General features: G+C 39.2%; 13 protein-coding genes. 2 read left to right on the top strand and 11 right to left on the bottom strand.

The window, feature by feature from the left end; all coding sequences use genetic code 11:
• The 6 genes from napG to yfbR all read right to left on the bottom strand — a co-directional run bounded on the left by napG (position 1) and on the right by yfbR (position 5,578).
• Positions 1 to 759 carry a ferredoxin-type protein NapG gene (gene napG, locus EMK97_RS03600; protein ID WP_211342264.1) on the bottom strand — a complete coding sequence of 253 codons (759 nt, stop codon included), beginning with the start codon at positions 757 to 759 and terminating at the stop codon, positions 1 to 3.
• 51 nt (positions 760 to 810) lie between these two features.
• A complete protein-coding gene (gene napA, locus EMK97_RS03605) occupies positions 811 to 3,300 on the bottom strand; it encodes a nitrate reductase catalytic subunit NapA (RefSeq protein ID WP_130599510.1) in 2,490 nt (829 codons plus the stop codon).
• Complete coding sequence (locus EMK97_RS03610) at positions 3,297 to 3,587, bottom strand: chaperone NapD (protein ID WP_170176715.1); 291 nt, start codon at positions 3,585 to 3,587, stop codon at positions 3,297 to 3,299. The genes napA and EMK97_RS03610 overlap by 4 nt, the downstream gene beginning before the upstream one ends.
• 85 nt (positions 3,588 to 3,672) lie before the next feature.
• A complete protein-coding gene (locus EMK97_RS03615; protein ID WP_130599514.1) occupies positions 3,673 to 3,810 on the bottom strand; it encodes a TIGR02808 family protein in 138 nt (45 codons plus the stop codon).
• Position 3,811: 1 nt separating this feature from the next.
• Positions 3,812 to 4,336, bottom strand: coding sequence for a ferredoxin-type protein NapF (gene napF, locus EMK97_RS03620; protein WP_130599516.1), 525 nt, complete (start codon positions 4,334 to 4,336; stop codon positions 3,812 to 3,814).
• A 624-nt stretch (positions 4,337 to 4,960) separates the two neighbouring features.
• Positions 4,961 to 5,578 (bottom strand): 5'-deoxynucleotidase, encoded by a 618-nt coding sequence (gene yfbR / locus EMK97_RS03625; protein WP_130599518.1) that lies wholly within the window; start codon positions 5,576 to 5,578, stop codon positions 4,961 to 4,963.
• Positions 5,579 to 5,781: 203 nt separating this feature from the next.
• Here yfbR and EMK97_RS03630 point away from each other — a divergent pair, with 203 nt between their 5' ends.
• Positions 5,782 to 7,764 (top strand): collagenase, encoded by a 1,983-nt coding sequence (locus tag EMK97_RS03630; protein WP_130599520.1) that lies wholly within the window; start codon positions 5,782 to 5,784, stop codon positions 7,762 to 7,764.
• 114 nt (positions 7,765 to 7,878) lie between these two features.
• Here EMK97_RS03630 and EMK97_RS19000 read toward each other — a convergent pair whose 3' ends face one another.
• The 3 genes from EMK97_RS19000 to EMK97_RS03640 all read right to left on the bottom strand — a co-directional run bounded on the left by EMK97_RS19000 (position 7,879) and on the right by EMK97_RS03640 (position 9,499).
• Positions 7,879 to 8,046: a hypothetical protein gene (locus tag EMK97_RS19000; RefSeq protein WP_170176716.1), complete on the bottom strand. Its 168-nt coding sequence runs from the start codon at positions 8,044 to 8,046 to the stop codon at positions 7,879 to 7,881.
• Between the two features lie 69 nt (positions 8,047 to 8,115).
• Positions 8,116 to 9,156: a hypothetical protein gene (locus EMK97_RS03635; RefSeq protein WP_130599522.1), complete on the bottom strand. Its 1,041-nt coding sequence runs from the start codon at positions 9,154 to 9,156 to the stop codon at positions 8,116 to 8,118.
• Between the two features lie 76 nt (positions 9,157 to 9,232).
• Positions 9,233 to 9,499, bottom strand: coding sequence for a hypothetical protein (locus EMK97_RS03640; RefSeq protein ID WP_145963104.1), 267 nt, complete (start codon positions 9,497 to 9,499; stop codon positions 9,233 to 9,235).
• A gap of 120 nt (positions 9,500 to 9,619) precedes the next feature.
• Here EMK97_RS03640 and EMK97_RS03645 point away from each other — a divergent pair.
• Positions 9,620 to 10,773, top strand: a protein-coding gene (locus EMK97_RS03645) for an IS3 family transposase (RefSeq protein ID WP_130598651.1) whose coding sequence is annotated in 2 segments (ribosomal slippage) — positions 9,620 to 9,878 and positions 9,878 to 10,773 — 1,155 coding nt in all. Because the reading frame shifts where the segments join, the coding sequence is not laid out codon by codon here.
• A 101-nt stretch (positions 10,774 to 10,874) separates the two neighbouring features.
• Here the strand turns inward: EMK97_RS03645 and EMK97_RS03650 are convergent.
• Together EMK97_RS03650 and EMK97_RS03655 are read right to left on the bottom strand one after the other, a co-directional pair.
• Positions 10,875 to 11,984: a hypothetical protein gene (locus EMK97_RS03650; RefSeq protein WP_130599526.1), complete on the bottom strand. Its 1,110-nt coding sequence runs from the start codon at positions 11,982 to 11,984 to the stop codon at positions 10,875 to 10,877.
• A gap of 45 nt (positions 11,985 to 12,029) precedes the next feature.
• The gene (locus EMK97_RS03655; RefSeq protein ID WP_130599528.1) at positions 12,030 to 13,118 is read right to left on the bottom strand and encodes a hypothetical protein; all 1,089 of its coding nucleotides are present in this window, start codon (positions 13,116 to 13,118) and stop codon (positions 12,030 to 12,032) included.
• Between the last annotated feature and the right edge of the window lie 8 nt (positions 13,119 to 13,126).

Here is a 13,126-nt window from a genome sequence, read left to right on the forward strand (position 1 = left end):
TTAATCCCCCTCCGGTAAGCGATCAGGTAAATCTAGTACCTCATCTATTAACGAACCACCGGCGTTGTCTTTTTCAACCCAACCCCAGCGATAATGTTTACCTAGTTCACCTTTAGCAATATCAAGCGGCAATACTTTAATTGCGGCTTCTGGCAACGGACATGCATGTTCACACTTACCACAACCAGTACACGCATCAGAGTGCACCGTTGGGATAAACATGGCATGATGGCCTGTTCTGACGTTTCGCTGTACTTCCAGGGTGATTGCTTCATCCATTAAAGGGCAAACCCTTACACAGATATCGCAACGTAACCCTTGTGTGTTTAAGCAAGTTTCCCTATCCAATAAAACGGCTAAGCCCATTTTGGCGTCATTAATTGACTCCAATTCAGGTGATATTGCGCCAGTAGGACAAGCCTCTTGACACGGAATGTCTTCACACATTTCACATGGGATAACATTGGCATCAAAATAAGGCGTTCCTGTTGTTACTGGTTCAAATAACTTACCCAGTTTCAAGGTGTCATAAGGACATGCTTCAACACATAAACCACAACGAACACAGGCAGCAAGAAAGTCTTCTTCACTTAATGCGCCAGGTGGACGTAAACATTGAGCAGCTAAGCTTTGAGATTGCTTGGCATAGCCAGCAAGCCCTGTTGCTAATAACCCCACACCACACAAGCCACGGCTAGCGTCAGTGATTAACTGACGTCTAGACATTTTCCTTGGTTGATATGTTGTTGAGCTGCTCATCGTTGTTCTCAAATAATCTTAATAATTTAGCTTTGTGATTACGTTAGGGCGTTAAACCTTAACGATTTTCACTGCACACTTCTTAAAGTCAGTTTCTTTTGACAATGGATCGGTTGCATCAAGCGTTAACTTATTGGTTAACTGCTTCGCATCGAAAAATGGCATGAAAACTAACCCTTTAGGTGGGCGATTTCGGCCACGTGTTTCCACACGAGACTTCACTTCACCACGACGTGAGGCAATAATACATTCATCACCACGACGTAAGCCGCGTTGACGAGCATCATCTGGATGCATGAAAATTACCGCATCAGGGAATGCTTTATGCAATTCCGGAACACGATTGGTCATAGTACCTGTATGCCAATGTTCAAGAACACGGCCAGTACTTAGCCATAAATCGTACTCGTTATCAGGAGATTCTGCCGGTGGCTCATAAGGTAGCGCAAAAATAACCGCTTTCTTATCAGGCTTACCGTAGAACTGAACACCTGAGCCTTTTTCTACATACGGGTCATAACCTTCTCTAAAGCGCCATAAGGTTTCTTTACCGTCAACTACAGGCCAGCGTAAACCACGTGCTTCATGATAAGTATCAAAGTCAGCTAAATCGTGAGCTTTACCACGACCAAAGGTTGCATACTCTTCAAAAAGACCTTTTTGAATGTAGAAACCAAAGTGCTCAGCTTCAACGTTAGCATCACCTTTACAATCAGAGGTTGGGAACTTATTCACTTGGCCGTTTGCGTATAACACATCATATAAAGTCTTGTCTTTATACTCTGGTGCTTTAGCAATTAACTCTTCCGGCCATACTTCTGAAACTTTAAAGCGTTTAGAAAATTCAACTAACTGCCATAAATCAGATTTTGCATCACCTGGCGCTTGCACTTGTTGATGCCAGAACTGTGTACGACGTTCAGCATTACCGTAAGCACCTTCTTTTTCTACCCACATAGCTGTAGGTAAAATTAAGTCCGCTGCTTGTGCTGAAACGGTTGGGTAAGGGTCGGATACCACAATGAAGTTATCAGGGTTACGATAGCCAGGTAAACCTTCTTCATTCATATTTGGCGCTGCTTGCATATTGTTGTTACACATTACCCAATAAGCATTTAATTTACCGTCTTTAAGCATACGGTTTTGCAGAACAGCATGGTAACCAGGTTTAGGTGGAATAGTACCTTCTGGTAACTTCCACACTTTCTCAGAAAACGCTCTATGCTTAGGATTTTTAACTACCATATCAGCAGGTAAACGGTGCGCGAATGTACCCACTTCACGTGCAGTACCACAAGCTGACGGTTGACCCGTTAATGAGAATGGACTATTGCCCGGCTCTGAGATTTTACCTGTTAATAAATGTACGTTGTACATTAGGTTATTTGCCCAAACACCACGGGTATGTTGGTTAAAGCCCATAGTCCAGAATGAAGTTACTTTCACTTTTGGATCAGCATAAAGTTCAGCTAATTCAATTAAGTTTTTAACTGGTACACCTGATAATTCAGATACGTACTCAGCAGTATACTTACTAACAAACTTAGCGTAATCATCAAAACTCATTGGCTTAGAGCCACCCTTACCTGGGTTTTTCGCCGCTTTTTCTAACGGATGAGTTGGACGTAAGCCGTAACCAATATCAGTAACACCTTCACGGATGTTAACGTGTTTTTGTAAAAATTCTTTGTTAACCGCTTTATTTTCAATAACATAATTAGCAATAAAGTTTAAAATTGCTAAATCTGTTTGTGGCGTGAAGATCATGCCATTATCAGCAAGCTCGAAACTACGATGCTTAAATGTTGATAATACGTGTACTTTCACGTGCGGCGCACTTAAACGACGGTCAGTTAAACGCGACCATAAAATTGGGTGCATTTCCGCCATGTTTGAGCCCCAAAGAACAAAGGCGTCGGCTTTTTCTAAATCGTCATAACAACCCATAGGCTCATCAATACCGAAGGTACGCATAAAGCCACCTACCGCAGAAGCCATACAGTGACGAGCGTTTGGATCAATATTATTTGATAAGAAACCTGCTTTCATCAACTTAGATGCCGCATAACCTTCCCAAATAGTCCATTGACCTGAGCCAAACATACCAACAGAAGTAGGCCCTTTTTCTTTGATGGCTGTTTTAAATTTATCCGCCATTACGTCAAAGGCTTTATCCCAGCTAACCGGGGTAAAATCACCTTCTTTATCGTATTGACCATCGGTCATACGTAATAAAGGCGTGGTTAATCTATCTTTACCGTACATGATCTTAGATAAGAAATAACCTTTGATACAGTTTAGGCCTTTATTTACTGGCGCATCTGGATCACCTTGGGTTGCGACTACTTTACCATGTTGAGTACCGACAAGTACGCTACAACCAGTACCGCAGAATCGACATGGCGCCTTATCCCACTTAATTTTGCTTTCAGATGATTTAGTAATCATATTTGAAGCAGAAGTAGGAATTGAAATGCCAGCAGCAACAGCTGTTGCCGCAATAGCGTTTGCTTTTATAAAATCCCGTCTAGTCAGTGTCATTTTTGCCCTCCTGAAAATTGTGCTAATCCAGCATCATTATGATGGAAAATTAATGATGAGGAGATTACACCGGGGATGTTGCTCATAGTTGTTATTGTTTCAATTAAGCGTTGATCTTTATTGTCTTCTTCTATTGTTACTACCATGTTGCCGTTATCACTGGTTTCATGTACTTCAGCTCCTGGGAACTCTGCTAGCTTACCTGCCACTTCCTCGACATTTTCCGGTCGAGCGACAAATAAAACGCCAGCAATGTTGACAGGATTTTCTTCAAGTAGATTGATCACAATAATTGACCTCTGTTTAATTCGTTTATATTAAGCCTCAGGCTTATGTTTTGCTTTTACTATAAATAAAGCATGAAGCTTTAAATTATTCTTTTGCCTCTGCACCAGTCATTTTCAGTAGTGCTATTGCAACTACAGCAGTGGCAATAAAACCACCTAGAAAAATCAAGGGCATAGACGAGTATCCTAAAATGTTCCAAATTAATTGCTCTAGTGCACTCATACTATTCTCCTATTGCTAATGTTGTAGAAGTATCTATTGGTTTTATTTCGATTGCAGACTGCGGACAGACTGAAACACATGCACCACAGCCATTACAGTCAACTTGACTGATACGTGGCTGAGGAACCGAAGATTGTAAATACTGAAATGAAATGGCGTATGGCTCACAGCTGTCTTGACAGCTCTGACACATGATTTGATTTTTAGCTAAGCATGAATCTTTGATTATCGCTTCTACCTGCCAAGGTGTTTGAGATAAATCGTCGACAAAGATAGGCTCGTTACACGCTAATGCACACTGCTGACAAAAAGTGCACTCACCTTTAGTGAAATCGACGGTGGGAAAACCCCCCTCGCCTTTAACGATAATTTGCGTTTCACAAGCATTGATACAATCAGAGCATTGCGTACATTCTTGCAAAAGCGCCTGTTCACTTTTTAGCCAAGGCAGGCGGACATTTACCTTTTCGCTCGGTCTACGACCTCGAAAAAAGTTACGTCTAGAATGATCTACGCCTACAGCCATTAATATACCTTGTATATCCTTTGAACAATGAAATCAATCAGCACCAATAACTCCAATAAACATGTTTACTTTTAAAAATAGCTTACTCAAAGACACTATTAATAATTAACCATCTTTATATACAGCCAAAATGACTAACTTCACCGTTATATAATGAAATGATTATACACATAAAAGCTTAAGGGGCATCAACTTAGCCCTCCTATTACGTTGACATAGATCAACAAAGAAGGTGAATGTTTTGACATATATCAACGACAATATAGCAGTATATTTTTCATCTTGCTTATTATCGCGACAAACTTTGTATACATAGCGACAATATCACTACGTTTTCTTTATTTTTGCTCAAAAAACACCCTCAAAAATTTAATGGGGTTTTACTCGGGGATACTGGCAAGCCCCCGGTATACTTGACCTTTTCACTCAAGTATTAAAGAGACCTTATTTTATTCATGGATTTTTTGATAAAAAGGCAATTTATTTTTAATTTCACTGATCAAAGTGGCAAAATAAGGGTAAAAACTCTAGGCGAAGTGACAAATATCACAATAGCTTTTACTGTTATTTGCCTGTTGACATGAAAAATTAACTATTGCACTAAAAAGAATAATAGTGTATGTACTAATCTGGTCGTGATAATTGATCTAATGTTTGTGTACAAGCTGAAAATTGGGAAAGAAAAAACTCATTCACTTCAGGCCAGTTTTCGCAATGTTGAGCAACCCGCTTCTTTAAGAGAGTACAAGCATCAATAAATTCCTTATTGCCACAGTTTAGTTCAGATAAACTGTAATGATACGCAGCCAAATCATCAGCGGCTTTGACAATGGACTTAATATCTTTATCAACATTAGATTGAATGACGATGTTTGCCATATCATCATGCAAATAGCTGGGTAAACCTTGATAGACCATAGAGTGCTCAACATCTCGCTCTATTTTCTTTATTTGCGCTGTAAACTCTGGGTTATGATACTTTAACGGGCTAGGTAAATCGCCAACGCCACCTGACTCAGACGCTTCATGATATAAGGCAACAACAGCAACTTTTGAAGGGTCATAGCCCCTGTTAAACTTTAACTTACCTATTAAAGCAATTTGATGGCTAATAACTGCCACCTCAAAAGAATGTTGTGAACAGGTTTCAGCTTCTCGAAATGTCATCAGAGGCCAGCGAATTATTTTGCGAAGACGCAAAATCCACGCAGTAAAGCTACCTTGTTTATGGTGAAACATCATTTTCCTTACATTAAGTAACAAGACAAATTAACTTTAGCAAATTATCAAGATTTATAAGAAGTTAATAGATAAAACGCGCGTGAATAATGTCGTTAATTGCTAAATCTATAAACAATTTGATTTCACGCAAGCTTAGCCTAACTTGCACAACAATGACATATTGTATACATTGCTAGCATCTACAACTAAATAATAAAATGATTATGACTAATAAAATTTCTACTTTGCTATCTGTGGTTGCTATCTCTGTGTTAAGCGCCTGCTCTAATACAAATCAAAGCGCGAACCAGCCACTCTCTCAAAACCAACAGGTTGTAACTAACAATGCGCTGACTCAGTCAACCGTTAGCTCTATTTTGCAAGCAGATCTAGAACAGCTTTGGAGCCAAGACTTTAATCATTATCAAGACAACTTATTAGGTGATGTGGCTAATGCGATAACAGTGAAAGCAAAACAAGGCAATTTAGCAGATAAAGATCTCGAAAAGCTAAGCTTTTACCTTAGAGTTTATTCTAGCTTTGGCCCAGATAAAGATTGGCCAGAAGCGACGGCTCAATCGCTAAACCAAGCGCTTATTGCGATGCAAAATATGCCTGGTTTCTATCAGTTAACAGCGGATACAGCAAAACTACATGAAAATTATGCTGTTGCTTTATATCGCTTATTTTTTCTAGAACCGCTACAACCTATGGTAGCAGATCATATTCAACCACTAACTAAATTGATTAACTTATATGCCAATACCGATTTAGGTCATGATAAGCTTAACCAATACGCGCTTTGGGAAGTCATTAGAGCTGGCGCTATCTTGCCATATGAAGCAAGAAGAAAAAATAAAGACCCACATATGAATGCGATATTAGCGCAGGGTGAATTACAACAAGCACTGATTGACTTTATCGGCTCAAAAAATGCTGTAATAGCTAACAGCGACTGGCCTACACAACATGCGGTATGGGCACTAGCGCAATATTACAATGTATATACAAAGCAATACTGGAATGAGTATTACAAACGCTCTGAAGAAGACAGAGCAAAATTAGATAAAGATGAAATGTCTCTGCCGCAAGAAGCATTAATGACAGAGCTAGATGAAAACGTATGGTCTGCGTTAGAAGCATTTGCTAAAACACATAATAAAGATACACAAGAGCTTAAAACTCTATTTAGCATTCCTTATGTTGTCAGTACCTTTAGAGGAAAATCTGAGTGTAAATCTGGCAGTTTAGAAGGACGCTGTATCGCACCAACAATTGAAGAAGCATTACCAATTAAGCATGTTTGTTCAGATAGCTTATTCATTTTAACGCAAAAGATGACTGAAGCTCAGCTGAATAATTCATGTCAGGAATTAATCGCTCAAGAAAGTGATTTTCATGCTAAGTTAGCCACAAACAACCAACCCGTTGCCAATGACTTTAACGACCAACTTCGCGTTGTAATATTCCATAATGCGGCAGAATACAATAAATATGGTCAATTAGTATTTGATATTCATACTGATAATGGCGGTATGTATATTGAAGGTACAACACAAGACCCTGACAATACTGCTACTTTCTATTCATACGAGCACTTTTGGGTTCGACCAGAATTTAAAGTATGGAATCTACACCATGAATACGTGCATTACTTAGATGGCCGCTTTGTCAAATACGATACCTTTAATCACTTCCCAAGCAATATGGTTTGGTGGTCAGAAGGCTTAGCGGAATACATTTCCAAAGCCGATGACAACCCTAAAGCGTTTAAAGAGCTGGTCGATAAAAAGCCAGAAGAATGGTTGTCATTAACGGATGTATTTAATACCGAATATAAAGATGGCACAACGCAAGTGTACAAGTGGGGCTACTTAGCGGTTCGCTTTATGTTTGAAGAGCATCATGATGAGTACCTTAAGCTTGCCCATTACTTAAAAACTGATTTCTTTGGCGGCTATAAAAAGTTACTGGATGAGTCTGGCGAAAAATTTCAAGAAAGCTTTTATAACTGGCTAGTAAAACATCAAGATTTAGGCAAACAAACTGAAGAAGCTAAAGATCCGAAAAAGCCTCGTCAATTCTATCGCTACACTTATAAAGATTACTTACAACCAGAGCACTTAGTAGAAACACATCGACATATGCACTGGCAATACTGGCATGAGAATGCGCTTAAAGCAAAAGGTAACGCTGCCGATAAATAATTGCTCAGCTTAATAAAAAAGGCTTTATAGTGTAAAGCTTTCAAATTACTGATAAACCCTATCATTTTTGATGGGGTTTGTTTTTTATAGCGATTGAATTAACTATTTGCTCATTCAGCAATAGTTAAAAGGCTTATAAACAAGACATAGCTCATCTAAAATAGTGTTATCAGCGATAGGTTTAGCTGTTAAGTTACCCCCTGTAAAAAATTTAAAAGTGGCAATCATCCCTCCCCAAATACAGAAAACTAAAATTATTGCACCTAAGAAGTCATCACTCATAATAGAGATCCCTTTTAAAACCTAGTTTTTTGATGTTTAGGGTGGCTTGTCATAATGCGTTTTAGATATTTACCAGACATGTTCGCGATTAACTTGCTTATCTTCTGGGTCAATGTACTTCTTCATCTCTTCAGGGAATGGGCCGGTTTCTAGCGCGTTTTTATCAATGGTGTAGTAATGTTCAATACTTTCATGTAATTGTGGGTTTATTGGAATCGTGATATCCATAAACTCAATATAGGAAGCCCAACACTCTTGACTCATACCACCAAAACGACAAATAAACTCAGGTGTTTTTAAATAAAAGCGTTTTGGCGTTTTCATACAACGAAATTTGGCCGTACCGCGCGAACCACCACCACGGGCAGATTTAATTTCACCACCGTCATAGCACTCTAAATCTTCTGGAGGAATATAAAACGAGCGTCGCCACCAATTATGTGGCGTTTTCACTAAGCCTAAATGGCGGTCAAAAACAAATTGGTCATAGGGCTTTAACCATTTACGTATAAAAAACATTGAGAAAAAGATTGGTAGTAATATACCTGTCCATGCATGGCCATCAAAAAAACTGCTTAAGCCGAATAAACAGGTCGGTACCTGTATTATAAAGGTAAATGTTGTAAAGCCATTCAAACGCCCCATAGTGGCTATTTTACCGTCACATAAGTTTCTAAAGCCTGCTTTTTTATCATACAAAACTTTATCAATTTTTTGCCAGCGCTTACTGTTAAGCTCGGGTGAGTCTTTAAACTTACAACCATTTAACGCTTCCGCTTTCGCTAGACGCTCTTGATAACTTTGGTTATGTAGATAGTCTTTGCTTAGAGGTTCGTAGTAAATGCCCGCATTTATATATTTTCTATCATTATCAATACGTAAATGATTTGCAGCCGCTTGCTCAGGATTTTCTTCACGCCATTTTTTTACTCGAGCTTCACGTTGAGTACGGCGTTGCTCATAACTGCGTGTATCAACAAGCTCTCCATTTTCATCAAGACTATAGCCCTGCTCTAGCATTTCAGCTTGCCACTCTGCTTCTACCTCTGCTTTCACCCGTTGCTCTATTTCTTCTAATGTTTCTTCATCTTCTTTATTTTTAAACCACACTGTATATTTTTCCTTTTTCTATTACACCTATGCATCCGCACATTCCCTATTTTACCCTCTAGTTAGTAAGCTATGATTAAAACCCATAATGGTGGTACTGATATAATGAACGATTATCAAGGACAACACTTCGACTACTGATAGCTGGGGTATATTGATGATAAACTTCCCTTGTATCACTTTGCCAAAAGTAACTGGTCTCTTGGCCTTGCCTTTTAGACGTTAACGGTAAACTTAAATCACTGTCGAAGCTCGGTAACACTAGCGCACCTTCACCTTCTGGGTATACACTGCCCTTTGGCAAGATGACGTTTACGTTGCTCAGGAGGGGCAATATTTTCACAGTAATAGGGGTTCGCTTTGCCGTTGTAGGCGGTATCAGCGTATTCCGTTACTTTGATCTGATTTAATAGCACCGCACACTTTTATGAAGGATAATTAATCCAACAATAAAGGTGTGAAAATGACGCAAAGAAGAAAACCAAGAAAATATACAGATGAGTTCAGAGAAGAAGCTGTAAAGCTCGTTACAGAACAAGGTTATAGCGTAACCGAAGCTGCTAACTCGTTAGGCATTACAACGAAGCTGCTTTATAACTGGAAAGATAAATTTGCTAAGCAAGCTTCAGGCGAAACATTAAGTAAAGATGAAAGAGCTGAGCTGGTTAAGCTTAGAAAAGAAAACAAACGCTTGCTAATGGAGCGTGAAATCCTAAAAAAAGCCAGCGCCTTCTTTGCGAAAGAAATGAAGTAAAGTTCGAATATATTAAAGAGCAGCAATGGCGCTTTCCAATCAGTGCGCTATGTAATGTTTTAAAAGTGAGTCGCTCAGCCTATTACGCTTGGCTTAAGCGGCCAGCTAAAATCATCACACCAGATGAGCTAAGACTATATCGTCGTATAAAGCGACTATTTGATGATAGCCGAAGCAGTGCTGGTGCCAGAACCTTGATGAAGCTGCTACGCAAAGAAGGTTTTAATATTGGAATTTTCCGAGTAAAAAGTTTGATGAAGTTACTCAGCTTACAAGTAAAACAACGAGTAGCTTACAAAGTGACGACCATGCGAAAGCATAGTCATGCTATTGCAGATAATTTGCTTAAGCGTAAGTTTAATCCAGCTAGCGCTAACCAAACGTGGGCTGGTGATATTACTTACTTGAGAACTCACCAAGGCTGGATGTATCTAGCTGTAGTAATGGATTTACATTCTCGCCGTATTATTGGTTGGGCTTTAAGTAAGCGTATGACCGTTGATTTAACAATGAGAGCTATGCAGATGGCAATTAACCTACGCCAACCCAAAGCAGGCTTAATATTCCATAGCGATAGAGGTTCACAATATACCAGCAAGCGCTATCGAGCTCAGCTATGGGCTAATCGAATTACACCATCCATGAGTGGTTGTGGGGCTTGCTTAGATAATGCTGTAGTTGAAAGGTTCTTCGGAAGCTTGAAAAATGAATGGCTATTAAATGTTTATCACTTAACAAGAGAAAGCATGAAAATCGATGTTGAAAAATACATCAAATACTATAACTCAGTTCGATTACATACGACCTTAAACGATATGTCGCCAATCGAGTTTGAAAGTGTAAGGAGAAAGTGTGCGGCCTAGCTTGACCAGATCACTTTTTTATAGTTATTGTTATTCATATCAATAAAAATCATCATCCGTTATAAAAACCAGTGAGGCGTTTTTACCTTAAAACATGTACCTTAAAACATGAATGGTTCAACAAAATAACGGCCAAACACGCCGGTTTTATATTCAATGAAGGTATCAGAAATAACCTCAGCTTCTCGCCAAGGAAAATAGACAATATCTGGTACTTTATAACCATGCTGTAAGGCCTCGTGTAAGGTATCTGCTTGCTTAACGGGAAAGCTATACAGCGCATTATTTGATGCCTTAGCGACTTTCTTCATAAACTTTTTATCCACTCGTCGCCAAAAATTAGCTGGCCGGCCATGTTTTCTATCATAGGCAGCCGTGGTCGGGTCATACAAGCGATAAGGTTCAAACTGCGGAATATCGGCTAACGGGGTGGTAGTGTCCATAAAGTTCTTAATAAGCTCCCAATGTGCTAACGCCCCTTCAACCGATGAGTAAGTAGCAATTTGGTACATTAAATCTTCTTTATAATGCAATAAGGTAAAACCATAATAAGCCTTACCGGTTTTTGGGTTATGCACGGTACGATGGTGCGCATTAAACTGCTCAAAGGGTAAATAGTGGTAACCAGTGCGCTCATCATTAGCAATTTCTATCATGCCGGTTTGACGATTAAATATTACGTACTGCCCTGTTGGTATTAAGTTAAACTTATCGAGCAAACGATATAAATATTTTGAAATTAATAACCCTGCTAAGCCAAACCATAATATATCAATATCAGCCAAAAAACTTTCAACGCCGCCCAAGACAAGGCCTATCAACATGAAGGTAGGAATACCGATATAAGCGACAACATGAAAAAGCTTCCACATAGCTAGCATCGCCTCCTTAAAATTTTGCGACTGTGACAATAGTGCTAAACGCAATTGCTCTGGTTTAATGTTCAGTTTACTGTCGATATCAAAAATAGTGCCGGTTACGTCTTCATTAAAACCTGACTCTTGATGGCTATTCCAACAGATGCCGGTTATTTTTACTCGTGGAAACACCCCTAACTTGCACTGCGCTTTGGCAAGATGACGTTTACGTTGTTCAGGAGGGGCAATATTTTCACGGTAATAGGGGTTCGCTTTGCCGTTGTAGGCAGTATCAGCGTACTCGGTTACTTTTTTATAGTTATTGTTGTTATTCATATCAATAAAAATTATCATCCGTTATAAAAACCAGTGAGGCTTTCTTGCCTTAAAACATGTGCCTTAAAACATTAGAGGGTCAACAACAAAGCGTAAAAAAGCGTTCGGTTTATATTCAATGAAGGTATCAGAAATAACCTCGGCTTCTCGCCAAGGAAAATAGACAATATCTGGTACTTTATAACCATGCTGCAAGGCCTCGTGTAATGTATCTGCCTTTTTAACTGGGAAGTTATGCACTACCCCAAATGCGATTTTAGAGACTTTTTTCATAAACTTTTTATCCACTCGTCGCCAAAAATTAGCTGGGCGGCCATGCTTTCTATCATAAGCAGCAGTTGTCGGGTCATACAAACGATAAGGTTCAAATTGCGGAATATCGGCTAACGGGGTGGTAGTGTCCATAAAGTTCTTAATAAGCTCCCAATGTGCTAATACCCCTTCAACCGATAGGTAATCCGTATTTTGGTACATTAAATCTTCTTTATAATGCAATAAGGTAAAACCATAATAAGCCTTACCAGTTTTTGGGTTATGCACGGTACGATGGTGCGCATTAAACTGTTCAAAGGGTAAATAGTGGTAACCGGTGCGCTCATCATTAGCAATTTCTATCATGCCAGTTTGGCGGTTAAATATTACGTACTGCCCTGTTGGTATTAAGTTAAACTTATCGAGCAAACGGTATAAATATTTTGAAATTAATAACCCCGCTAAGCCAAACCATAATATATCAATATGCTCCATAAAGGTTTGTACACCACCTAAAACAAGGCCTATCAGCATGAAGACCGGAATACCGAAAAAAGCGCCGGCATGGGAAAACTTCCAGATAGATAGCATCACCTCCTTAGCATTTTGCGACTGAGACGACAAAGCTAAACGTAATTGCTCTGGTTTAATGTTCAGTTTACTGTCGATATCAAAAATAGTACCTGTTACGTCTTCATTAAAACCTACTTCCTGGTTATTATCCCAACAGATGCCGGTTATTTTTACCCGTGGAAATACCCCCAACTTACACTGCCCTTTGGCAAGGTGACGTTTACGTTGTGCTCGCTGAGCAATATTTTCACGGTAATAGGGGTTCGCTTTGCCATTGTAGGCAGTATCAGCGTATTTCGTTATTTTTTTATAGTTATTGTTATTCATATCAAAAA

Origin of the sequence: Litorilituus sediminis, assembly GCF_004295665.1 — a bacterium.
GTDB classification, from domain to species: Bacteria; Pseudomonadota; Gammaproteobacteria; order Enterobacterales; family Alteromonadaceae; genus Colwellia; species Colwellia sediminis.

Excerpts from the sequence above, each read along its gene's own strand:
- EMK97_RS03630 (WP_130599520.1), top strand. The coding sequence starts at position 5,782 with ATGACTAATAAAATTTCTACTTTGCTATCTGTGGTTGCTATCTCTGTG.
- yfbR (WP_130599518.1), bottom strand. The coding sequence starts at position 5,578 with ATGATGTTTCACCATAAACAAGGTAGCTTTACTGCGTGGATTTTGCGT.
- EMK97_RS03615 (WP_130599514.1), bottom strand. The coding sequence starts at position 3,810 with ATGAGTGCACTAGAGCAATTAATTTGGAACATTTTAGGATACTCGTCT.
- EMK97_RS03655 (WP_130599528.1), bottom strand. The coding sequence starts at position 13,118 with ATGAATAACAATAACTATAAAAAAATAACGAAATACGCTGATACTGCC.
- EMK97_RS03650 (WP_130599526.1), bottom strand. The coding sequence starts at position 11,984 with ATGATAATTTTTATTGATATGAATAACAACAATAACTATAAAAAAGTA.
- napG (WP_211342264.1), bottom strand. The coding sequence starts at position 759 with ATGAGCAGCTCAACAACATATCAACCAAGGAAAATGTCTAGACGTCAG.
- napA (WP_130599510.1), bottom strand. The coding sequence starts at position 3,300 with ATGACACTGACTAGACGGGATTTTATAAAAGCAAACGCTATTGCGGCA.
- napF (WP_130599516.1), bottom strand. The coding sequence starts at position 4,336 with ATGGCTGTAGGCGTAGATCATTCTAGACGTAACTTTTTTCGAGGTCGT.
- EMK97_RS19000 (WP_170176716.1), bottom strand. The coding sequence starts at position 8,046 with ATGAGTGATGACTTCTTAGGTGCAATAATTTTAGTTTTCTGTATTTGG.